This is a genomic window from Streptomyces griseobrunneus (assembly GCF_046713465.1).
Taxonomy (GTDB): Bacteria; Actinomycetota; Actinomycetes; order Streptomycetales; family Streptomycetaceae; genus Streptomyces; species Streptomyces microflavus.
This window is the reverse complement of record NZ_CP177080.1, coordinates 499,134-520,844: the sequence shown is the minus strand read 5'-3', so window position 1 is coordinate 520,844 and position 21,711 is coordinate 499,134. Positions and strand designations below refer to the sequence as shown.

Annotated in this window: 26 protein-coding genes; 23 read left to right on the top strand and 3 right to left on the bottom strand. The window is 72.4% G+C overall.

The genetic code is table 11. The annotated features are described in order from the left end of the window. Positions 1–98: 98 nt before the first annotated feature. Entirely contained in the window at positions 99–968 is an 870-nt protein-coding gene (locus ACK8N7_RS02555; RefSeq protein WP_403219312.1) for a UbiA family prenyltransferase, read from the bottom strand. A 118-nt stretch (positions 969–1,086) separates the two neighbouring features. On the opposite strand from ACK8N7_RS02555, the gene ACK8N7_RS02550 reads away from it, so the two are divergent. From ACK8N7_RS02550 to ACK8N7_RS02510, 9 genes are all read left to right on the top strand, one after another. Then, entirely contained in the window at positions 1,087–2,139 is a 1,053-nt protein-coding gene (locus tag ACK8N7_RS02550) for a type III polyketide synthase (RefSeq protein ID WP_403219309.1), read from the top strand. Between the two features lie 66 nt (positions 2,140–2,205). Next, positions 2,206–2,733 carry an isoprenylcysteine carboxyl methyltransferase family protein gene (locus tag ACK8N7_RS02545; RefSeq protein WP_500440684.1) on the top strand — a complete coding sequence of 176 codons (528 nt, stop codon included), beginning with the start codon at positions 2,206–2,208 and terminating at the stop codon, positions 2,731–2,733. Then, on the top strand, positions 2,730–3,743 hold the full coding sequence (locus ACK8N7_RS02540; protein ID WP_403219305.1) for an NAD(P)/FAD-dependent oxidoreductase: 1,014 nt from the start codon (positions 2,730–2,732) through the stop codon (positions 3,741–3,743). Before ACK8N7_RS02545 ends, ACK8N7_RS02540 begins: the two co-directional genes overlap by 4 nt. A 160-nt stretch (positions 3,744–3,903) precedes the next feature. Then, a complete protein-coding gene (locus ACK8N7_RS02535) occupies positions 3,904–5,511 on the top strand; it encodes an MFS transporter (RefSeq protein ID WP_403219133.1) in 1,608 nt (535 codons plus the stop codon). Further along, positions 5,495–5,950 (top strand): VOC family protein, encoded by a 456-nt coding sequence (locus ACK8N7_RS02530; protein ID WP_403219135.1) that lies wholly within the window; start codon positions 5,495–5,497, stop codon positions 5,948–5,950. Before ACK8N7_RS02535 ends, ACK8N7_RS02530 begins: the two co-directional genes overlap by 17 nt. Before the next feature lie 140 nt (positions 5,951–6,090). Continuing rightward, positions 6,091–6,489: a DUF6221 family protein gene (locus ACK8N7_RS02525; protein WP_015613076.1), complete on the top strand. Its 399-nt coding sequence runs from the start codon at positions 6,091–6,093 to the stop codon at positions 6,487–6,489. A gap of 123 nt (positions 6,490–6,612) precedes the next feature. Beyond that, positions 6,613–6,990 carry a DoxX family protein gene (locus tag ACK8N7_RS02520; RefSeq protein WP_500440681.1) on the top strand — a complete coding sequence of 126 codons (378 nt, stop codon included), beginning with the start codon at positions 6,613–6,615 and terminating at the stop codon, positions 6,988–6,990. A 233-nt stretch (positions 6,991–7,223) separates the two neighbouring features. Next, a complete protein-coding gene (locus ACK8N7_RS02515; RefSeq protein ID WP_015613078.1) occupies positions 7,224–7,427 on the top strand; it encodes a cold-shock protein in 204 nt (67 codons plus the stop codon). A gap of 179 nt (positions 7,428–7,606) precedes the next feature. Next, positions 7,607–7,735, top strand: coding sequence for an LPFR motif small protein (locus ACK8N7_RS02510; protein ID WP_015613079.1), 129 nt, complete (start codon positions 7,607–7,609; stop codon positions 7,733–7,735). An 83-nt stretch (positions 7,736–7,818) separates the two neighbouring features. Here the strand turns inward: ACK8N7_RS02510 and ACK8N7_RS02505 are convergent, their stop codons facing one another. Next, positions 7,819–8,067, bottom strand: a complete 249-nt coding sequence (locus ACK8N7_RS02505) for a hypothetical protein (RefSeq protein WP_403219139.1) — start codon at positions 8,065–8,067, stop codon at positions 7,819–7,821. Positions 8,068–8,276: 209 nt separating this feature from the next. Here ACK8N7_RS02505 and ACK8N7_RS02500 point away from each other — a divergent pair, with 209 nt between their 5' ends. From ACK8N7_RS02500 to ACK8N7_RS02450, 11 genes are all read left to right on the top strand, one after another. Continuing rightward, on the top strand, positions 8,277–8,504 hold the full coding sequence (locus tag ACK8N7_RS02500) for a DUF5133 domain-containing protein (RefSeq protein ID WP_500440678.1): 228 nt from the start codon (positions 8,277–8,279) through the stop codon (positions 8,502–8,504). A gap of 7 nt (positions 8,505–8,511) precedes the next feature. Next, a complete protein-coding gene (locus ACK8N7_RS02495) occupies positions 8,512–9,627 on the top strand; it encodes a glutamate--cysteine ligase 2 (protein WP_500440676.1) in 1,116 nt (371 codons plus the stop codon). 51 nt (positions 9,628–9,678) lie between these two features. Further along, positions 9,679–10,242: a type 1 glutamine amidotransferase domain-containing protein gene (locus ACK8N7_RS02490; RefSeq protein WP_500440675.1), complete on the top strand. Its 564-nt coding sequence runs from the start codon at positions 9,679–9,681 to the stop codon at positions 10,240–10,242. Positions 10,243–10,434: 192 nt separating this feature from the next. Then, positions 10,435–11,517 carry an NADH-quinone oxidoreductase subunit B family protein gene (locus tag ACK8N7_RS02485; protein WP_403219145.1) on the top strand — a complete coding sequence of 361 codons (1,083 nt, stop codon included), beginning with the start codon at positions 10,435–10,437 and terminating at the stop codon, positions 11,515–11,517. A 77-nt stretch (positions 11,518–11,594) separates the two neighbouring features. Continuing rightward, entirely contained in the window at positions 11,595–13,385 is a 1,791-nt protein-coding gene (locus ACK8N7_RS02480; protein ID WP_500440672.1) for a nickel-dependent hydrogenase large subunit, read from the top strand. Positions 13,386–13,433: 48 nt separating this feature from the next. After that, positions 13,434–14,345 (top strand): NifU-related iron-sulfur-binding protein, encoded by a 912-nt coding sequence (locus ACK8N7_RS02475; RefSeq protein WP_403219148.1) that lies wholly within the window; start codon positions 13,434–13,436, stop codon positions 14,343–14,345. Next, on the top strand, positions 14,342–14,998 hold the full coding sequence (locus ACK8N7_RS02470) for a DUF5947 family protein (protein WP_403219150.1): 657 nt from the start codon (positions 14,342–14,344) through the stop codon (positions 14,996–14,998). Before ACK8N7_RS02475 ends, ACK8N7_RS02470 begins: the two co-directional genes overlap by 4 nt. Continuing rightward, the gene (locus ACK8N7_RS02465) at positions 14,995–15,645 is read left to right on the top strand and encodes a DUF6084 family protein (protein ID WP_403219152.1); all 651 of its coding nucleotides are present in this window, start codon (positions 14,995–14,997) and stop codon (positions 15,643–15,645) included. The genes ACK8N7_RS02470 and ACK8N7_RS02465 overlap by 4 nt, the downstream gene beginning before the upstream one ends. A 1-nt stretch (position 15,646) precedes the next feature. Continuing rightward, positions 15,647–17,083, top strand: a complete 1,437-nt coding sequence (locus ACK8N7_RS02460; RefSeq protein WP_403219154.1) for a hypothetical protein — start codon at positions 15,647–15,649, stop codon at positions 17,081–17,083. After that, on the top strand, positions 17,080–17,631 hold the full coding sequence (locus ACK8N7_RS02455) for a hydrogenase maturation protease (protein ID WP_403219156.1): 552 nt from the start codon (positions 17,080–17,082) through the stop codon (positions 17,629–17,631). The genes ACK8N7_RS02460 and ACK8N7_RS02455 overlap by 4 nt, the downstream gene beginning before the upstream one ends. A gap of 22 nt (positions 17,632–17,653) precedes the next feature. After that, positions 17,654–17,758, top strand: coding sequence for a DUF6893 family small protein (locus ACK8N7_RS02450; RefSeq protein ID WP_388411155.1), 105 nt, complete (start codon positions 17,654–17,656; stop codon positions 17,756–17,758). Here ACK8N7_RS02450 and ACK8N7_RS02445 read toward each other — a convergent pair. Beyond that, positions 17,734–18,138 (bottom strand): helix-turn-helix transcriptional regulator, encoded by a 405-nt coding sequence (locus ACK8N7_RS02445; protein ID WP_403219158.1) that lies wholly within the window; start codon positions 18,136–18,138, stop codon positions 17,734–17,736. The two genes, ACK8N7_RS02450 and ACK8N7_RS02445, sit on opposite strands and share 25 nt — an antisense overlap. Positions 18,139–18,170: 32 nt before the next feature. On the opposite strand from ACK8N7_RS02445, the gene ACK8N7_RS02440 reads away from it, so the two are divergent. Genes ACK8N7_RS02440 through hypF form a run of 3 tightly spaced genes read left to right on the top strand, consistent with a single transcriptional unit; the run spans position 18,171 to position 21,701 of the window. Further along, positions 18,171–18,587 (top strand): hydrogenase maturation nickel metallochaperone HypA/HybF, encoded by a 417-nt coding sequence (locus ACK8N7_RS02440; RefSeq protein WP_500445656.1) that lies wholly within the window; start codon positions 18,171–18,173, stop codon positions 18,585–18,587. After that, a complete protein-coding gene (gene hypB / locus ACK8N7_RS02435; RefSeq protein WP_500440668.1) occupies positions 18,571–19,332 on the top strand; it encodes a hydrogenase nickel incorporation protein HypB in 762 nt (253 codons plus the stop codon). The genes ACK8N7_RS02440 and hypB overlap by 17 nt, the downstream gene beginning before the upstream one ends. Beyond that, positions 19,329–21,701 carry a carbamoyltransferase HypF gene (gene hypF, locus ACK8N7_RS02430; RefSeq protein WP_403219162.1) on the top strand — a complete coding sequence of 791 codons (2,373 nt, stop codon included), beginning with the start codon at positions 19,329–19,331 and terminating at the stop codon, positions 21,699–21,701. Before hypB ends, hypF begins: the two co-directional genes overlap by 4 nt. Positions 21,702–21,711: the final 10 nt, after the last annotated feature.

The window sequence follows — 21,711 nt, the reverse complement described above, 5'->3', positions numbered from 1 at the left end:
TTCTGGTCTGTTTCTGATTTGTCAACGGTTCTCGCATGTTCACGTCATGAGGGCATGCTGAATGACGGACCGTCAGAGAGTCTGCCGAGGTGCTTGGTTCAGGACAGCGCTGTGCCGCGCGCCAGGAGCAGCGCCAGGTCCGCGGCCGCCACGGTCACCGCTCCCGCCAGCGCGGCCTTGTGCCACCACCTGCCGAGCACCGGCCCCAGCAGCGCCGCCGCACCGGCGAGGACGAGGACGGCGGCGGACCGGGCGTCCACCGGACCGGGCGGACCGAGCACCAGGACGGCCGTGGCCGCGAGGAGCGGCACCGGCAGCAGCAGCCGGGTCCCCGTGGAGCCGAGCCGGTGCGGCAGCCCCCGGATGCCGGCGGCCCGGTCCTCCTCGATGTCCGGGAGGGTGTCGCCCAGATGGGCCGCGAACCCGAGCAGCGCCCCCGCGGCGACCGTCCACCACCGCGGCCAGGGCGCGCCCGGCAGAGTGAGCGTCACCGCCGCGGGGAGCGCGCCGAACCCGATCGCGTACGGGACCCAGGAGAGCGCCGTCGCCTTCAGCCTCAGGTTGTAGAGCCAGGCGGCGGCGACCGCGGCGAGATGCACCGTGCCGGCCAGAACACCGCAGGCCAGGGAGAGCGGTACGCACAGGACGAGCGCGACCGCCGCCGCGGCCCACACCGCGCGGACCGGGACGACGCCGTCGGCCACCGGCTTCCCCCGGCGCCCTGCGCGGGCGTCGCGCCCCGCGTCGAACGCGTCGTTGCACCAGCCCACCGAGAGCTGGCCGGTGAGCACCGCCGCCCCGACCAGCGCGAGCCGCGCCGGGGAGAGACCCGCGCCGACGGCCAGCGCGCAGGCGAGCGCCGTCACCGCGACCACCGGCCCCGGATGGCAGGCGAGAGCCAGACCCGCCGCGCGGCCCGTCCACCGGACCGCCGTCGCGGATGTCCTCGCCCCGTCCATGGCATCCATCGGGCGATCGTAGAGACCTGTCGGCCCGTCAACACGACGGCCGCGCGGTTCCTTTACCGGGAATCATCGGTCTTTCTGGGCAGGATGGGGTGATGACGTCCCCGACGCAGGAGCCGCAATGACCCGGATCGCCGCGGTCCACGGGGCCCTGCCGCCCCACCGCCACACCCAGCGAGAGGTCACCGACATGGTGGCCCACACCTGTCTGCCGCCCGGCGCCGACCGCCGCGTCCTCGACCGGCTCCACGAGAACGCCCGCGTCCGCACCCGGCACACCGTGCTGCCGCTCGACGGCTACCGCGACCTGGACGGCTTCGGCGCCGCCAACGACGTGTTCATCCGCTCGGCCGTCGACCTCGGCGGCCAGGCCGTACGGGGCGCACTGCGGGCGGCGGGGCTGCGCCCCACCGATGTGGACCTGCTGATGTTCACCTCCGTCACCGGTATCGCGGCCCCCTCCGTCGACGCCCGGCTGGTGGACCGCCTCGGCCTGCGGTCCGACGTGAAACGGCTGCCGGTCTTCGGCCTCGGCTGTGTCGCCGGAGCGGCCGGCGTGGCCCGGATCCACGACTACCTGCTCGGCCACCCGGACGACGTCGCCGTGCTCCTCTCGGTCGAGCTGTGCTCCCTCACCTTCCAGCGCCACGACGTGACGCCCGCCAACCTGGTGGCCACCGCCCTGTTCGGCGACGGGGCCGCCGCGGTGGTCGCCCTCGGCGGGCGCCGGGCCGTCTCCGGGCCCGAGATCGTGGCCACCCGCAGCCGGATGTACCCCGAGACCGAGCACGTGATGGGCTGGTCCATCGGTTCCACCGGATTCAGCGTGGTCCTCGATCCGGCCGTGCCCGACGTCGTACGCCAGTACCTCGCCGACGACGTACGGGAGTTCCTCGCCGAACACGGCCTCAAGCCGAAGGACATCGCCCACTGGGTCTGCCACCCGGGCGGGCCCAAGGTCCTGGAGACCGTAACCGAGGTCCTCGACCTGCCCGACGGGGCGCTCGACGTCACCTGGCGCTCGCTGGCCGACGTCGGCAACCTGTCCTCGTCCTCGGTCCTGCACGTCCTGCGGGACACCCTCGAACACCGCCGCCCCGAACCGGGCACCCCCGGGCTCCTGCTGGCCATGGGCCCCGGCTTCTGCTGCGAACTGGTGCTGCTGCGCTGGTAGGCCGGAGCGTCCCGACGACCCGCCCCGCCGGACATCCCCCGGCCCGCACACGAACTGGAGCGCCGCATGATCTGGTACACCGCCCTGGTGCTCGCCGTCGCCGTCGAGCGCCTCGCCGAACTCGTCGTCGCCCGGCGCAACACCCGCTGGAGCCTGGCCCGGGGCGGCACCGAGGCGGGCGGCGGCCACTACCCGGCGATGGTCGTCCTGCACACCGCCCTGCTCGCCGGGTGCCTGGCCGAGGTCCACCTCGCCGACCGCCCCTTCCTGCCCGCCGTCGGCTGGACCATGGCGGCCGTCGTCGCCGCCGCGCAACTGCTGCGCTGGTGGTGCATCACCACGCTCGGCCCCCGGTGGAACACCCGTGTGATCGTCGTCCCCGGACTGCCCCTGGTGTCCGGCGGCCCCTACCGGTGGCTGCGCCACCCCAACTACGCCGCCGTCGCCGCCGAAGGCATCGCGCTGCCCCTCGTGCACGGGGCGTGGGTGACCGCTCTGGTCTTCACCCTGCTCAACGCCGTCCTGATGGCCGTCCGCATCCGGTGCGAGGACGAGGCGCTGGCCCGCCTCCCGGCGGCGGACGTAAGGGTGTGATCGACATCCTGGTCGCCGGAGGCGGCCCGGCCGGGCTGGCCGCCGCGATCCGGGCCGCACAGGCCGGTCTGGAGGCGGTGGTGGTCGAACCCCGCCCCGCCCCCGTCGACAAGGCCTGCGGCGAGGGCATCATGCCCGGCGGCCTCGCGGCCCTGCACCGGCTGGGCGTGCGCCCGGCCGGACACCCCCTGCGCGGCATCCGGTACACCGACGGCCGGCGCAGCGCGGAGGCGGCGTTCCGGGGCGCGTACGGGCTCGGCGTGCGGCGCACCGAACTGCACGCGGCCCTCCACGCGCGGGCCGAAGCACTCGGCGTACGCATCGCGGAGGGCAAGGTACGGGAGGTCCGCCAGGGCCGGGACACCGTGACCGCCGCCGGTCTCACCGCCCGCTGGCTCATCGCCGCCGACGGGCTCCACTCACCGCTGCGGCGCGCCCTCGGCCTCGACCGTCCCGTCCCCGGGCCCGGCCGCTACGGGCTGCGCCGCCACTACCGTCTCGCCCCGTGGACGGACCTGGTCGAGGTCCACTGGTCGCCGTACGGCGAGGCGTACGTGACCCCCGTCGGGGAGCGGCTGGTGGGCGTGGCGGTGCTCAGCCGCGACCGCCGCCCGTACGACGACCATCTGGCCTGCTTCCCGGCCCTCGCCGCCCGGCTGACCGGCCCCGACGCCACCCCCGTACGCGGGGCGGGCCCGCTGCGGCAGCGGGCGCGGGGACCACGCGCCGGGCGTGTCCTGCTGGTCGGTGACGCGGCCGGCTACACCGACGCCCTCACCGGGGAGGGCATCGCCCTGGCGGTGGCCACCGCGACGGCCGCCGTCGACTGTCTGGCCGCGGGACGCCCGGAGGACTATCCGGCGAGCTGGACACGGGCCACGCGCCGCTACCGGCTGCTCACCCAGGCCCTGCTGGGCGCCGCGGACCGTCCCGCAGCGCGCCGCCTGGTCGTCGCCGCGGCCCATCGCGCACCCGCCCTCTTCCGGATGGCGGTCCGCGCGCTCCAGTGAGCGGGCCCGGGGTCCGGACCGCCCCCCGGGTGATCGAATGGCGGGGCTCCGGGTTCCGTCATAACGTCGGCCGGGTGAGCGCCCGCGTTCACCCGGCCGACGGAGAGACCGACCGCCCCGGTAGGGCGCAGCGCCCTCGGAACGAGAGACGAACCCACCTATGACGGGCTCCCACGCGACACCCGCGAACACTGCCCGGCCCGATCAAAAGGGCCGGGGCAGCGGAATGGCACTGTTCGTCATCGCCTCGTGCCAGCTGATGGTGGTTCTCGACATCACCATCGTCAACATCGCGCTTCCTGACATGCAGAAGTCCCTGGGCTTCTCCACCGAGAACCTGTCCTGGGTGGTCAACGCCTACACACTGACGTTCGGCGGACTGCTGCTGCTCGGCGGGCGGCTCGGTGACATCCTGGGCCGCCGCCGGGTCTTCATCTTCGGTGTGCTGCTCTTCGTCTTCGCCTCGCTGCTCGGCGGACTCTCCCAGGAGTCCTGGCAGTTGCTGGCCGCGCGCTCGCTGCAGGGCGTCGGCGGCGCCATCGCGTCGCCGACCGCCCTGTCGCTGATCACCACGACCTTCCGCGAGGGCCCCGAACGCAACCGGGCGTTCGGGGTGTTCGCCGCGGTCTCGGCAGGCGGCAGCGCGATCGGACTGCTGGCGGGCGGAATGCTGGTCGAGTGGCTGGACTGGCGCTGGGTACTCTTCGTCAACGTCCCCATCGGCCTGCTCATCGCGTTCGCCGCCCCCCGCTACATCCGCGAGTCCGAGCGCCACCCCGGCCACTTCGACATCGCGGGCGCCCTCAGCTCCACGGTGGGCATGGTGCTGCTGGTCTACGGCTTCATCCGCGCGTCCGAGGACGGTTGGACCGACCCCGTCACGCTCGGCTCGTTCGTCGCCGCCGTCGTGCTCCTGGTGTTGTTCATCGCCATCGAACGCCGCTCCCGGCAGCCGATCACCCCGCTGTGGATGTTCCGCGACCGCAATCGGGCCGGAACCTACGCCATGATGCTCAGCCTCTCCGCGGCGCTGTTCGGGATGTTCTTCTTCCTGACCCTCTTCGTGCAGGACGTGCTCGGCTTCAGCCCGCTGCGGGCCGGACTCGCCTTCCTGCCCGTGAGCGCCATCATCGCCGTCGGCGCGGGCCTGGCCTCCCAGCTGCTCCCCAAGTACGGTCCCAAACCCTTCATGGTGGTGGGCGCGATTCTGGCCGCCCTCGGGCTCGGCTGGCTCACGCTGACCGATGTCCACAGCTCGTACCTCGGCTCCATCCTCGGCCCGATGCTCGTCTTCGGCCTCGGTATGGGCATGCAGTTCGTCTCGCTGACCCTGATGGCGGTGTCGGGCGTCGCCCCGAAGGAGGCGGGCGCCGCGTCCGGCATCCTCAACGCGACCCAGCAGGTGGGCGGCTCCCTCGGACTCTCCATCCTGGTGACGATGTTCGGCACGGCCAGCCGCAACGAGGCCAAGAACCAGGTGCCGGGCTTCCTGGAACAGGCCACCCCGGCCCAGCTGCTGCAGTTCCGCAGGACCGGGGAGCTGCCACCGCCCTGGGGGGACGAGGTCCTCACCTCCGGTGTCTCCAGTGCCTTCGTCGTCGCGGCCTGCTTCGCCGTCTTCGCCGCCCTGGTCGCCCTGGTGGTCATCCAGGTCCGCCCCTCCGACCTGGCCCGGCTCCAGGGCGGCACGCCCCCCGGCCAGGCCGAAGCCACCCCCGTACCTCCCGACGAGACGAAAGGCCCGCACAGCCATGGACTGGACCCTTGAAGTGATCGTGCTCCCGGTGACCGATCTGGACCGGGCGCGCGACTTCTACCGCGACAAGATCGGCTTCCACGTCGACATCGACGGCGAGGTGATGCCGGGCGCGCGCGTCGTCCAGCTCACCCCACCCGGCTCCGGCTGCTCGATCGCCCTGACCGACGGCGTGCCGAACCCGACCGGAGACCCGCAACCGGGCACGTACCACGGCCTCCAGCTCTGTGTCACCGACATCGACGCCGCCCACGCGGAGCTCGTCGCCCGGGGGGTCGAGGTCTCCGAGCCCCAGCGGTACGCCCCCGAGGACGGGGCCACGTTCATGTACTTCACCGACCCGGACGGCAACGGCTGGGCCGTGCAGGAGTACCGCCGCCGGCTGACCGAGCCCCTGCACCAGGTCCTCGCCGACCTGGCCGCGAAGGGGACCGGGGAGACCACCGACTGATCCGCTCCGTCCCCTTTGTCGCTCGCACACCCGCCCACCGCTCCGTACACCGCCCGCCGCGGTGGATCGCGCCGCCCCGGTCCACCACAATGCTCCCCGTATCACCGCAGTGATCCATGCACACGAGGGAGCAGCATCCAATGGCCGGCAACACAGACATGGTGGCCTTCGTCCGGGCGCGTCTAGCCGATGAGGAACAGGTCGCCCTGGCTGCCGGCGGGGACCGATGGCGGTGCCCGGCCGATGTGCCCGGCGAGGTCCACGACCGCAGAGGCGGCGTCGCGTTCACGGTGCGGGACCAGGGCTTCGACCACCACATCGCCCTGCAGGACCCCGCGCGCACCCTGGAGCGCATCGAGACGCACCGGGTGCTGCTGGGCGAGTACGTCGAGGTCGCCGAGCTGGACACCGACCGCCCGGCCCAGGACTTCCGCTCCGGCCGGGCGGTGGGCCTGGGCTTCGCCGTACGCCAGCTGGCCGCCGAGTACGCCGGGCACCCGGACTACCAGGCGCGGTGGCTGCCCCGGTTCATCCAGTAGCCCGGTCGATCCGGCGGACAGCCCGGTTCATCCGGCGGACAGGGAGCGGGCGGCGCCCGGAACCGATAACTTACTCACAAGTAAGTCGAGGTTCCGGGCCAACTGACCACGTATGGAGATCCCATGTCCCGCCGGACGCGTTCCCCCCTGCTGCTCGCCGGACTCATGGCGGGAGCGGGGGTGCTCCACTTCGCCGTCCCCAGGGCGTTCGACGCCACCGTGCCCCGGATCCTGCCCGGAGCGCCCCGAACCTGGACGTACGCGAGCGCAGTGGTCGAACTCGCCCTCGCCGCAGGCATAGCGCACCCCCGCACGCGGAGCGCCGCCGCCCGGGCCACCGCGGGCTTCTTCGTCGGGGTGTTTCCGGCCAATGTGCAGATGGCCGTGGACTGGCGCCGGCGGCCCCGGCCGCAGCGGGCCGCCGCCCTCGCCAGGCTGCCCCTCCAAGTGCCTCTCGTCCTGTGGGCGCGCAGCGTCGCCCGGGGTGCCGACACGCCCTGAACGGGGCGCAGTCGGTGTGGTTCGAGCCAACCGCCGGGAGGAAGGTCCACAGCAAAATGGCGTTGCTCTCTGGTGAGGAGTGATCCCGCCGTGTAGCGTCGCCGGAAGATGTCGTGGTTCGCAGTACCTGCCCGCGCCTGGCGCGGGCGTTTTGCTGTGCAGTGCCTGAGAACCAGGGCGATCACCTCCGGGTCCGCGCGGTGCGGATCCGTTTACTGCTGAGAGGTACAGGCATGGCCAGCGGAACCGTCAAGTGGTTCAACTCGGAAAAGGGCTTCGGCTTCATCGCGCAGGACGGCGGTGGCCCCGACGTCTTCGCGCACTACTCCAACATCAACTCCACCGGCTTCCGTGAGCTCCAGGAAGGCCAGGCGGTGACCTTCGACATCACCCAGGGCCAGAAGGGCCCGCAGGCGGAGAACATCACCGCCGCCTGATCCGGGTCGAACGGTTCCTCGGGCCCCCGGGACGCATCGCGTCCCGGGGGCCCGAGGACGTCCGGCGCCTGTCGCCCCGAACGGATCGGCCCGATCCGGTTGGGGCGGCGCGGGCCGGGTACCCGGGGTGTCCCAGCCGAAGATCCCGGAGCTTCCGGGACGAGCAGGAAGGACATCCCATGCTGAAGGCCGTCGCCGATGTGCTGCGATCCGTCGGAGGAGCCATCGCCACCGTGGTCACGCTGCCCTTCCGGGCCCTCGCCCGCCTCTTCGGAGGTGCGTCGAGCACGGCGCGCGGACACCACTGACACGTACACATGCCCGCGCCCCCGGTCCACGAAAGGACCGGGGGCGCGGGCATGTGTACGTCTTACGCGCCCGTGACGGGCGGCTACCCGGGCGACTCGTCCGGTGTCGGATGCCGCTCGGGGTGCGCGCCGGCGTTGCGCGGCGTCTCCCGGCCGGAACCGGCCTCGTCCGGGTCGGGCCCGTCGCTCGCGCGGGCGACCCGGTCCGGCACCGGTATGTCGAGGGGGTCCTCCCCCTCCTGGGTCTGCTGGTCCGGCATGTCCGCCGGTACGGGAGGCGGGCTGCCGGAAGCCCCGGTGTAGGCGGTGCCTTCCGGCCTGCGGTCGGTCATGAGAGCTTCCTTCCGTGCTGCCCCGGAATGCCCGAGGACGAATCGTTCGTCATGCTGGGTACCCCTTGCCGGGCGAACGATTCACCTGAGGACGGGCGAAGGAGACACCTCACACCGGGGTATGGCTCGCCCGGGCGGGGGTACTCGGCGCTGTGCCCCTCCTGGGCACACGACTTTTCTGAGAAGAATCACGCGGAAGGATCACCCGCATGCTGATGGCCCACCCGACGGTGCTGCGCAACCTGGTCGAGCAGTACGAGGCCCTGCGCCTGCTGCACGCGGAGAGCGGCTCCACCGAGGCGCGGCAGCGCATGGACGACGTGGCCTACACCCTGTGCGTCTCGACGGGCACGGGCGATGTCGACAGCGCGCTGGTCGCCGCCCGGCACCGGCTGCTGGGTGCCCGTCCCGAAGACGACTCCGTCCTCTCGGCCTGATCGCCGGATGAACACCGAAGGGGCGGGCGCTGTGGTGCGGACCGTGGGTGTGGAAGAAGAACTGCTGCTGGTCGACTCGGAGAGCGGGGAGGCGCGTGCCCTGTCCACGGCTGTGCTGGCCCTCGCCGAGAAGGACGCGGAGGGGGAGTCGGCCTTCGAGCCGGAGCTGCACCGTCAGCAGCTGGAGTTCGCGACGCATCCCTGCCGCGAGATGGACGAGATAGCCGAGGCGGTGCACCGGTGGCGGGCCGAGGCGATCCGCCACGCCGCCGACGTGGGAGCTTCGGTCGCGGCCCTGGCGACCTCGCCGCTGCCGGTCAGCCCCACGATCGGGACGGGCGAGCGGTACAGCTGGATGGCGGAACGCTACGGGCTGACCGCCCAGGAGCAGCTGACCTGCGGATGCCACGTACATGTCTCCGTCGCCTCGGACGAGGAGGGGGTCGCGGTCCTCGACCAGGTGCGCGGCTGGCTGCCGGTCCTGCTCGCCCTGAGCGCGAATTCCCCCTTCTGGCAGGCGCAGGACACCCAGTACGCCAGCTACCGCAGCCGGGTGTGGGGCAGGTGGCCCTCGGCTGGGCCCGTGGAGCTCCACGGATCGGCCGAGCGCTACCACGAGCAGGTGAAGGCCCTCGTCGGGACCGGCGTCCTCAAGGACGCCGGGATGGTCTACTTCGACGCGCGCCTCTCGGACACCTACCCCACAGTTGAGGTCAGGATCGCCGACGTCTGCCTGGACCCGGCGGACACGGTCCTGCTGGCCACGCTCGTGCGGGCGCTGGTGGAGACGGCAGCGCGCCAGTGGCGGGCGGGTGAGCCTCCCCTGGACACCGAGGTGGCGCTGTTGCGGGTGGCGTCCTGGCAGGCAGCCCGTTCGGGCCTTGAGGACCGGCTGATCCACCCCCGCACACTCCGGCCCGAGCCCGCGGCCGACGTGCTCCAGGCGCTCCTGGCCCATGTGCGGGACGCCCTGGAGGACAGCGGCGACCTCAAGGCCGCGGAGAAGGCGCTGGCCGCCCTGGAGCGACGCGGCAACGGGGCCAGGGTCCAGCGCGAGATCCTGGAGCGGACCGGAAGCCTCCGCGACACCGTCGCGGAATGCGTCCGGATCACGGGGGGATGAGCAGACGTAAGGACGACACGACCGCATGACGTGTGAGGAAAGGAGCAGCACATGGCCACCACCGGTCTCGGCGACCGCCGGATCCTGGCGATCGTCACCAACTACGGGGTCGAGCAGGACGAACTCGTCGTCCCCGTGAAGCACCTGCGCGACAAGGGGGCACAGGTGAGTGTGGCGGCGGTCTCCGACGACGAGATCCGCACCCTCGTGGGCGACCGCGACCCCGGCGACACCGTGCGGCCCGACCTCACGCTGGCGGACGTCGACCCCGCCGCGTACGACCTCCTGCTCGTCCCGGGCGGCACGCTGAACGCCGACACCCTGCGCCTCCAGGACGCCACCACCCGGATCGTCAGCTCGTTCGCGGCCTCCGGCAGGCCCGTCGCGGCGATCTGCCACGGCCCGTGGGCGCTGGTCGAGGGCGGCTACGTCCAGGGCAAGACCCTGACCTCGTACGCGTCCCTGAAGACCGACATCACCAACGCGGGCGGCACCTGGGTCGACAAGTCGGTGGTCCGCGACGACGAGGGCGGCTGGCCGCTGATCACCTCGCGTACGCCCGACGACCTGGACGACTTCCTCCGCGAGATCGACGCGGTGCTCACCGGGTCCTGACACCCGCCCGACGGCCCCCGACCGCTCACCGCGCGGCGGGGGCCGTCGGCGTGTCCGCGCACGCGTGCGCCGGTACGGGTACGCGGAGGCAATAGGGCCACGGCGCACTTACCGGCCGGGACGCCCTCGGGGTATCCAGGAAAGAGGCTGCCGGCAAGAAGTTCCTGACGCGGGCCGACCCGAGGAGGGCTCATGGACGCCCCGACCGCCACTACGGCCGACACGGACGTACCGGACACACCTCAGGAAGACCCGACCGTTCACATTCTGTGGATCAACGCCGGGCTGAGCTGCGACGGGGACTCGGTCTCCCTCACCGCCGCCACCCAGCCGAGCATCGAGGAGATCGCGCTCGGCGCCCTGCCCGGCCTGCCCAGGGTCGCCGTGCACTGGCCCCTCATCGACTACGAGTGCGGGCCCGTCCAGGGCGCCGACAACTTCGTCGAGTGGTTCTTCAAGGCGGACCGGGGCGAACTGGAACCCTTCGTCCTGGTGGTCGAGGGCTCCATCCCGAACGAGCGCATCAAGCCCGAGGGCTACTGGTGCGGCTTCGGTGACGACCCCGAGACCGGCCAGCCCATCACCACCAGCGAGTGGCTCGACCGGCTCACCCCCAAGGCCCTGGCGGTAGTCGCCATCGGCACCTGCGCCACCTACGGCGGCATCCACGCCATGGCGGGCAACCCCACCGGGGCCATGGGCGTACCCGACTACCTGGGCTGGGAGTGGAAGTCGAAGGCGGGCATCCCGATCGTCTGCATCCCCGGCTGTCCCGTCCACCCGGACAACGCCTCCGAGACCCTGCTGTACCTGCTCTACCAGGCAGCCGGCGCCGCGCCCATGATTCCGCTGGACGAGGAGCTGCGGCCCACCTGGCTGTTCGGCGCCACCGTCCACGAGGGCTGCGACCGGGCCGGCTACTACGAGCAGGGCCAGTTCGCAGACGAGTACGGCTCCCCGCAGTGCCTGGTCAAGCTCGGCTGCTGGGGCCCGGTCGTCAAGTGCAACGTACCCAAGCGCGGCTGGATCAACGGCGTCGGCGGCTGCCCCAACGTCGGCGGCATCTGCATCGGCTGCACCATGCCGGGCTTCCCCGACAAGTTCATGCCGTTCATGGACGAGCCACCCGGCGGCCACGTCTCCGCGGCGGCGAGCGGCGTGTACGGCTCCGTCATCCGCCGGCTGCGCCAATTCACCGCGAGGACGGCCGACAAGGAACCGAAGTGGCGCACCAGGACCGACACCATCAAGACCGGCTACCGGCCGCCGTGGTGACCCGCGCCCCCGGGACACCCCGGTGGGCCGCAGGGCAGGGCGAGTGGCACGACCTACCAGAAAGGCGGCGCGGGACCATGGCGACTGAGACCGGCAAACCCGCCGTCGACGCTGACGGCCTCATGGAGATGTCGTGGGACCCGATCACGCGCATCGTCGGCAGCCTCGGCATCCACACCAAGATCGACTTCGCCGCCAAGCGGGTCGCGGAGTGCTACAGCACCTCGTCGATCTTCCGCGGCTACAGCGTCTTCATGAAGGGCAAGGATCCCCGCGACGCGCACTTCATCACGAGCCGCATCTGCGGTATCTGCGGCGACAACCACGCCACCTGTTCCGTGTACGCGCAGAACATGGCGTACGGAGTGGCGCCCCCGCACCTCGGCGAGTGGATCATCAACCTCGGTGAGGCCGCCGAGTACATGTTCGACCACAACATCTTCCAGGAGAACCTGGTCGGCGTGGACTACTGCGAGCGGATGGTCGCCGAGACCAACCCCGGAGTCCTCGAACTCGCGGAACGCACCGAGGCCCCGCACGCCGCCGACCACGGCTACCGCACGATCGCCGACATCATGCGCTCCCTGAACCCGCTGGAGGGCGAGTTCTACCGCGAGGCGCTCCAGGTCAGCCGGTACACCCGGGAGATGTTCTGCCTGATGGAGGGCCGCCATGTGCACCCCTCCACGCTCTACCCCGGCGGCGTCGGCACGGTGGCGACCATCCAGCTCTTCACCGACTACCTCACCCGCCTCACCCGCTACGTCGAGTTCATGAAGCGGGTCGTCCCGCTCCACGACGACCTCTTCGACTTCTTCTACGAGGCACTGCCCGGCTACGAGGAGGTCGGCCGCCGGCGCATCCTGCTCGGCTGCTGGGGAGCGCTCAACGACCCCGAGTACTGCGACTTCACGTACGCCAACATGGAGGACTGGGGCAGGCGGATGTTCGTCACCCCCGGCGTCATCGTGGACGGCAGGCTCGTCACCAACAGCCTCGTCGACATCAACCTCGGCATCCGCATCCTGCTCGGCAGCTCGTACTACGAGGACTGGGCGGGCATGGGCAAGTTCGTGGAGCGCGACCCGCTCGGCAACGAGCTGGACGAACGCCACCCCTGGAACCAGCACACCATCCCGGCCCCGCAGAAGCGGGACTTCGACGACAAGTACAGCTGGGTCATGTCGCCGCGCTGGTTCGACGGCACCGATCACCTCGCCCTGGACACCGGCGGCGGCCCCATCGCCCGCCTCTGGTCCACGGCCCTGTCCGGACTCGTCGACATCGGCTACATCAAGGCCACCGGCCACAGCGTCCAGATCAACCTCCCGCGCACGATGACCAAGCCGGAGATGGCGCTGGAGTGGAAGATCCCGCAGTGGTCCAACGCCATCGAACGCAACCGGGCCCGCACCTACTTCCAGGCGTACGCGGCCGCCGCCGCCCTCCACTTCGCCGAGCAGGCTATGGGGGAGGTCCGCGCCGGACGCACCCAGACCTGGGAGCAGTTCGACGTCCCCGACGAGTCGATCGGCGTCGGATTCACCGAAGCGGTACGCGGCGTCCTCTCCCACCACATGGTCATCCGGGACAGGAAGATCGCCAACTACCACCCCTACCCGCCGACCCCCTGGAACGGCAGCGTCCGCGACAGCTACGGCACCCCCGGACCGTACGAGGACGCCGTCCAGAACACCCCCATCTTCGAGGAGAACCCGCCCGAGAACTTCAAGGGCATCGACATCATGCGGGCCGTCCGCAGCTTCGACCCGTGCCTGCCGTGCGGCGTCCACATGTACGTCGGCGGCGGCCGGACCGTCGAGCAGACCCATATGCCGACCGGGCTCAGCGGGCTGGCGGGCGGCTGACCCCGCACCACCCCCGACCCCGTGATCCATCCAGGAAAGGGGCCCACGATGGCGGGAGCCGACCCCGGTGCACGCATCGGTGAACTGCTGGACCGACTGGGACGCGAGGCCGGACCCCAGGCCCGCGAGACCGCCGACGAACTCGTACGCAGCGTCGTCGAGTTCTACGGCGAAGGCCTCGCCCGGACCGTACGCCTCCTGCGCGCCGCCCCGGCCGGATCCGACCCGCTCGCCGTGCTCACCGCCGACGAACTCGTCGGAGACCTGCTGGTCCTGCACGACCTGCACCCCGAGGACACCATGACCCGGGTGGGCCGCGCGCTCGACAAGGTCCGCCCCTACCTCGGCTCGCACGCCGGCGATGTCGAGGTCGCCGGACTCGACACCGAGGCGCCGGACGGGCCCACCCTGCGGCTGCGGTTGCGCGGCAGCTGCGACGGCTGTCCGTCCTCCACCCAGACCGTGCGCTGGACCATCGAGGAGGCCGTCGCCCGCCTCGCGCCGGAGATCGCGCACATCGAGGTGGAAGGGGTCACCGAGGCTCCCGCCGCCGGTGGACAGCCCCTGCTGCAGATCCTGCCGCACCCGCCCGCCGACGCCCCGGGTGCACCGCCTCCGGCCGCCGACGGGGAACCGCCCCACTGGCACACCCTCGCCACTCCCGCCCTGCCCGCCCGCGACCACGCCACCCGCGTCGCCGACGTCGAGGGCAACGCGCTCCTGCTCGTCCGGCTCCCCGGCAACCTGTACGCCTACCGCGACCGCTGCCCCGGCTGCGGGGCCGACCTGCGCACCGCGCCCCTCGACGGGGAGTTCCTGAGCTGCGCCGAGTGCGCCGCCCGGTTCGACGTACGGCACGCGGGGCGCGGCGAGCAGTCCCACCTGGAGCCCCTGCCGCTCCTGGAGGAGGAGGGAGCCGTCCGGGTCGCGCTGCCCGAGCTGCTGGGGGCAGGGCCGTGAGCGCGGGCGTGCTCGCCCAGTTCACCCGGCGGCCCCCGCCGCCGGGGGAGCGGTGCGAGCTGTGCGGGGAGCCGCTGCCGGACGAGCACCGGCACCTCGTCGACACCACCCGGCGTTCCCTCAAGTGCTGCTGCCCGCCCTGCCACCTGCTCTTCACCCGGCCCGGCGCGGGGCAGGGCCGCTTCCGGGCCGTCCCGGACCGCTACCTCACCGACCCAGGCTTCATCCTCGACGGCGACGGCTGGAACCGGCTCCAGATCCCCGTCGGCCTCGCCTTCTTCTTCCGTAACTCCGAACTCGACCGGTTCGCCGCCTTCTACCCGAGCCCCGCCGGAGCGACCGAGAGCGAACTCGACCCCGCGACCTGGGACGCCGTCATCGGCTCCACCCGCCTCGCCGGGCTGCTCCAGGACGATGTGGAGGCGCTGCTGCTGCACGCCGAGCGAGGAAAGCCCGCGACCTGCACCCTCGTCCCGATCGACGTCTGCTACGAACTCGTCGGCCGGATGCGGCTCCACTGGAAGGGCTTCGACGGCGGGGCCGAGGCCCGCGCGGACATCGCGGAGTTCTTCGAACGCGTCGCAGCCCGCGCGCGGCCGCTGCCCGCCGAGGCCGAGGCCTCCGGCGCGGGGAACCCCGGGGGCGCCCCGTGACCGATCTCGACTTCCGCTGCACCGGCGTACGGCCCGAGCCCTTCGGCGCGAGCCCCACGCTCCTGTTCGACCTGCGCATCGAGGAGCTCGACCACCAGCCCGTGCACGCCGTCGCCCTGCGCTGCCAGATCCGGATCGAGCCGGCGCAGCGCACCTACGACCCGGACGAGGTCGACATGCTGGGCGACCTGTTCGGCGAGCCCAGCCGCTGGAGCAGCACCCTCAAACCGCTCCAGTTCGCCCACGCCTCCATCACCGTGCCCGCCTTCACCGGGACCACCCACGTCGACCTCCCGGTGCCCTGCACGTACGACACCGAGGTCGCCTCCGCCTCGTACTTCCGGGCCCTCGCGCGCGGTGAGATACCGCTGCTCATGCTCTTCTCCGGCACGGTGTTCACCGGCCGCAACGGCTTCCGCGCCGAGCCGATCCCCTGGCACAAGGAGGCGTCCTGCCTGATGCCAGTGGACGTCTGGCGGGAGCTGATCGAGTCCTACTTCCCCAACACGGGCTGGCTGCGGCTGCGCAAGGACAGCCTCGAATCGCTGCGCCGCTACCGCTCCGCGCAAGCCCTGCCGTCGTGGGAGCAGGTCTTCGAGGAGCTGCTCGCCACCGCCGAAGCGACCGGGACGAAGGGGGTGGAGTGAGATGACCGCCCCGGACCTGCTGCCTCCGCCCGGAACCCTCGACGACGCCCTCGACCAGGTCCGTACGGTCGCCGACGCCGTCCTCTTCGAGGGGTACGTCCTCTACCCCTACCGCGCCTCGTCCGCGAAGAACCAGATGCGCTGGCAGTTCGGCGTCCTGGTGCCGCCCGCCTGCACGGCTCAGGGCGGTGAGTACGCGGAACAGCGCACCGACATCCTCCTGGAGCCCCGCACCGCCGACCGCCTCCACGCCGAACTCCGCTTCCTGCACGTACGGCGGCGGACCGTCGAACGCCTCGACCCCGACGGCACGTACACCGAGGTTCCCGAACTGGAGTTGCCCGACCGGGTCCTGGTCCCCTGGGACGAGGGCCACGAGGAGCGCATCCGGCTCCACGCGCCCCTCGCCGAACTGACGGGGGAGCAGGCCCACACCCGTACCGTCACCTTCGACCTGCCGCCCGCCGTCGAGCACGAACCGGTGCTGGACGACCGGGGCCGGGCCCTGGGACGGCTCGTACGGCGACGGGCGCGACTGACCGGCGAGGTCCGCCCCCGGATCGAACAACTCCCCGGCCCCTACCGGGTGTCGCGCCTCACCGTCACCGTGCACAACACCACCGACGCCCCGGCCGGGGACCGGACGGCGGCCCTCCCGCACAGCATGATCGGCGCCCACCTGCTGCTCGCCGTCCAGGGAGGCAGATTCCTCTCCATGACGGACCCGCCCGAGTGGGCCCGCCCCGCCGTCGCGGAGCTGCGCAACGACCGGACCTGGCCCGTCCTGGCGGGCCCGGCGGACCGCGAGGACCTCGTCCTCTCCTCGCCGATCATCCTGGATGACCACCCCGTCCTCGCCGACGAGAGCCCCGGCCCGCTCTACGACGCCACCGAGATCGACGAGATCCTCGCGCTGCGCACCGCCGCCCTCACCGAGCGGGAGAAGCGCGAGGCACGCGGCACCGACGACCGCGCCGCCGAGGTCATCGACCTGGTGGACTCCATGCCCGAGGCGGTACGGGAGCGGCTGCACGGAGCGATCCGGGGGCTGCGGGAGGTGACGGGGGAGGAACAGCCCGCCGCCGGTGAGCCCGTTGCCGGGCTGACCCTCCCCGAAGGCACCGGGCATCCCTGGTGGGACCCGCAGCAGGACCCCGAGGCGGCCGACGCGCCCACCACCATCCCCATAGACGGTGAGGCCGTCGGCCAGGGCTCCCGGGTCCTCCTCACCCCGGGGGCCCGCCGCACGGACGCCCAGGACACGTTCCTGCGGGGCTGCCGGGCCACCGTCGAAGCGGTCGTCGCGGACCTGGACGGGGAGCTGCACCTCGCCGTCGTCCTGGACGACGACCCGGGCACCGACATCCGCCGCCAGCAGGGCCGCTTCCTCTACTTCAAGCCGGACGAAGTGGCGCCGCTGAAGGAGGAGGAGCCATGAGCGGTACGGAGACACCTGGGCGCGTGCTCGTCGCCGGGGTCGGCAACATCTTCCTCCAGGACGACGGCTTCGGCGTGGAGACGGTCCGGCGGCTCGGCGCCCTGGAACCGTCCCGTCTGCCGCCCGGGACCGAACTGATGGACGCCGGAATCCGCGGGGTGCACCTCGCCTACCGGCTGCTGGAGGGCTACCGCACCCTCGTCCTGGTCGACCTGGTGAGCCGGGGCTCCCCGCCCGGCACGCTGTACACGATCGACGTCGGGCCGCAGCCCCCGGACACCGGGCACCGGCCCGGCCCGCTCGACACCCACGCCATGGACCCCGCCACCGTGCTCGGCCTGCTGCACGACCTGCACGCCGGCGCGGGCGGGACGCTCCCCGACGAGGTCTACGTCGTCGGCTGCGAACCCCGGGACACGGGCGAGGGCATCGGGCTCAGCCCGCCCGTCGAGGAGGCGGTGGAGCCGGCGGTGGGCCTGGTGCTCGACCTGGTGTCGCGCCGCGCCACCCCCGTACCGCAGCGGAATCCCGTACCGCAGAAGAACTGAGACCACGACGTTGGAGGACAGGATGCACTGGATGTGGATAGGCGTCGCCGCGGGCCTCGCGGCCATCTACGGCCTCGTCAGAAACCTGCCCGACGCCCGGCGCTACCTGCGCATGCGCCGGATGTAGTCCCCATGCTCCGCGTGGTGCGGGGGCTCCTCCCCGCCCCCGACGTCCTCCAGCTGCACATAGCGCTCGAGGAAGAGATGGAGGGTGCTGTGCAGTTCTCCCAGCCTGACGAACCACAGGGCGAGGTTCATGGCGCCCTGCGGGGTGATGGCGTACACCCGGCGGGCGGGCCCGGAGGCGGAGGCGCACCACTGGGAGGTGACCTCACCGCACTTCTCCATGGACCGCAGCAGCCGGTAGACATGGGCCGACTCGGCTTCCTCCCAGCCGAACGCGCCCAGGCGCTGCACCAGCTGATAGCCGTGACCCCGGCGTTCGGCCAGGAGCAGGAGCAGGACCGGGGTGAGCAGCGCTCGCCGTTCGACCTCGTGACCAGGCATGGTCCTTTCAGGGTAGCGAGGAGGTGAGCGCGGTGCATGAGCTGTCCATCGCGCTGGCCGTCGTCGACCAGGTCGACGGCGCGCTGCGGGAACGCGGGGCGGAACGGGTCCCGGTCCGGTCGCTGACCCTTCGGGTCGGGGAACTGTCCGGGGTGGTGCCCGAGGCGCTGGACTTCTCCTTCGGCGTGGCGGCCGAGGGCACTGCCCTGGCGGACGCCCGGCTGCTGATCGAAACTGTTGAGGGAAGGGCCCGCTGCGAGGGCTGCGGCCGGGACACCGCGACCGGGATGCCCCCGGACCTGTGGTGCGGCGCCTGCGAGCAGGCGATGAGCCTCACCGGCGGGCGCGAACTGGAGATCGCCCGGGTCGTCCTGGACGACGTCCGCCCGGACGACGAGGACCGGCACGGGGAAGACGTACCGGAGGCGAGCCATGTGCCGCACCGTTGACCTGCATCAGGCTGTGCTGGCGAAGAACGACACCAACGCGGTGGAGCTGCGCCGCACCCTGGACGATCGCGGCACCACGGCCGTCAACCTCATGTCCAGCCCCGGCAGCGGCAAGACCGCCCTCCTGGAGGCCCTGCTGACCCGGGCCGTCGCCGGCGGCACCCCGGCCGCCGCCGTCACCGCCGACCTCGCCACCGAGAACGACGCGACGCGCCTCGCCCGCTCGGGAGCCCCCGTACAGCAGATCCTCACCGACGGGCTCTGCCACCTGGAGGCCGGAATGCTCCAGGGCAAGCTGGAGGGCTGGCTGCCCGAAGGGACCCGGCTGCTGTTCGTCGAGAACGTCGGCAACCTCGTCTGCCCCGCCTCCTACGACCTCGGCGAGACCCTGCGCATCGCCCTCGCCTCGGTGACCGAGGGCGAGGACAAGCCGGTGAAGTACCCGGCGGCCTTCGGCCTCGCGCACCTGGTAGTGATCACCAAGACGGATCTCGCCGACGCGGTGGAATTCCGTCGGGACGAATTCCTCAGCGGCGTCCAGCAGGTCAATCCGGGCGTGCCCGTCATCGAGACCTCCGCCCGGACCGGCGAGGGCGTCGACGACCTCCTCGCCCGCGTCCTGCGCGCGGCGGACGGGCGCGAGACGCATACGCCGGTGCTCGCGCGACAGCACGAGAAGCACCTGCACCACCACGACACCCCGTCCGCCGAGCACTCCCACGCCCCCGCCGGACCCCCGCGATGACCGCGACGGAACCGGCACCCCCGCCCACGGCGACCCCGCAGAACCGGGTCCGCCGCCACCTCACCGTGCGCGGCGCCGTCCAGGGCGTCGGATTCCGTCCGTTCGTCTACACCCTGGCCGAGGAGCACGGCCTCACCGGCTGGGTCACCAACGACGCCGACGGCGTCGTCACGGAGGTCGAGGGACCGGCGGCGGCGGTGGACGCCTTCACCGATGCGATCGGGACCCGCGCACCCCCGCTCGCCGTCGTGGAATCGGTCGAGCCGCACGCCGTGCCCGCCCTGAACGACGGTTCCGGCTTCACCATCCGCCCCTCCGCCTCCTCCGGCACCGGCCGCACCCTGATCCCGCCGGACACGGCGACCTGCGACGCCTGCCTCGCCGAACTCGCGGACCCGGCCGACCGGCGCCACCGCCACCCGTTCATCACGTGCACCCACTGCGGCCCCCGTTTCACCGTCGTGACGGGCCTGCCCTACGACCGGCCCCGCACCACCATGGCGGGCTTCCCGATGTGCCAGGACTGCACCCGCGAGTACGCCGACCCCGCCGACCGCCGCTTCCACGCCCAGCCGATCGCCTGCCCCGCCTGCGGCCCCCGCCTCACCCTCCGCCGGGGCCCCGAGGACCCGGGAGCGCTGCACGGGGGCGAGGCGCTCGCGGAGGCCCGCCGGCTCCTGGCTGCGGGCGCCGTGGTCGCGGTGAAGGGGATCGGCGGCTACCACCTGGCCTGCGACGCGGGCGACCCCGCCGCCGTACGCACCCTGCGCAAGCGCAAGAACCGGGGCGGCAAGCCCTTCGCCGTCCTCGCGGACTCGCTGGAGACCGTCCACCGCCTCGCCCGGGTCGACGAGGCCGAACGCGACCTCCTCACCGGCCCCCGTAAACCGGTCGTCCTGCTGCGCCGCCACACCTCGCCGTCCGCCGACGTGGCACCCGGTGTCGCGCCCGGCAGCCCCGACCTCGGCGTGATGCTCCCGTACACCCCGCTGCATCGCCTCCTCCTCGGCCTGCCCGGCGACCCGCCAGGGCCGCCCGCCCTGGTCATGACCAGCGGAAACCGCTCCGGTGAGCCGATCGTCACCGACGACGCCGAAGCCCTGGCCCGGCTCGACGGTCTCGCCGACGTCTGGCTCCAGCACGACCGGCCCATCCACGTGCCCTGCGACGACTCGGTGGTCCGGATCTGCGCCGGGGCCGAACTCCCGGTCCGCCGCTCGCGCGGCTACGCCCCGCTGCCGCTCGCTCTGCCCGTGCCCGTCCTGCCGGCCCTCGCGGTCGGCGGAGACCTGAAGAACACCTTCTGCGCCGCCGACGACCGCTACGCCTGGCTCTCCGCCCACGTCGGGGACATGGACGACCTGGCCACCCTCACCGCCTTCGAGAAGGCCACCGCGCACCTCACCGACCTGACCACCGTCACCCCGAGCCTGCTGATCGCCGACCGCCACCCCGGCTACCGCTCCACCCGGTGGGCCCGCCGCACCGCCGAGGCGCGCGGCCTCCCCCTCCGCCAGGTCCAGCACCACCACGCCCACGTCGCCTCCACCATGGCCGAGCACGGGCTCGACGGCACCGCCCCCGTCATCGGCATCGCCTTCGACGGCACCGGGTACGGCGACGACGGTGCGGTCTGGGGCGGCGAGGTGCTCATCGCGGACTACGACGGCTTCCGGCGCTTCGCCCACCTCCGTTACGTACCCCTGCCGGGCGGGGACGCGGCCGTCCGCAACCCGTACCGGATGGCGCTCTCCCACCTCCGCGCCGCCGGAGTGCCGTGGTCGGACGGACTGCCGTGCACCGCCGTCGCCCCGCCCGGCGAACGACGTCTCCTGGCCCGCCAGCTGGAGCGCGGACTGAACTGCGTCCCCACCTCCAGCATGGGCCGCCTCTTCGACGCGGTCTCCTCGCTCGCGGGTATCTGCCACCGGGTGGAGTACGAGGCCGAGGCCGCCATGCGCCTGGAGAACGCGGCGCTGGACGACAACGGGCGCGGACGCGCGTACAGGTTCATCCTGGGGGCAGAGCCGGGCGGGCCGGAGACCCCCCTGATCGCCGACCCGTCACCCGTCCTGGCCGCCGCCGCGGCGGACGTCCTGGGCGGTGCACCGGCCCCGGCCGTCGCCCGCCGCTTCCACCGGGCGGTGACCGGCCTCGTCCGTGACGTGTGCGCGGCGGCCCGGCAGCGTACGGGCATCGCCACCGTGGCCCTGACCGGAGGTGTCTTCTGCAACGCCCTGCTGACGGAGGGCTGTTCGGCCGGCCTCGAAGAGGACGGCTTCACCGTACTGAGACACCGCAAGGTGCCTCCCAACGACGGCGGGCTCGCCCTCGGACAGCTGATGGTCGCCGCCCGGACGAAGGAGTGAGGGAGGAGAG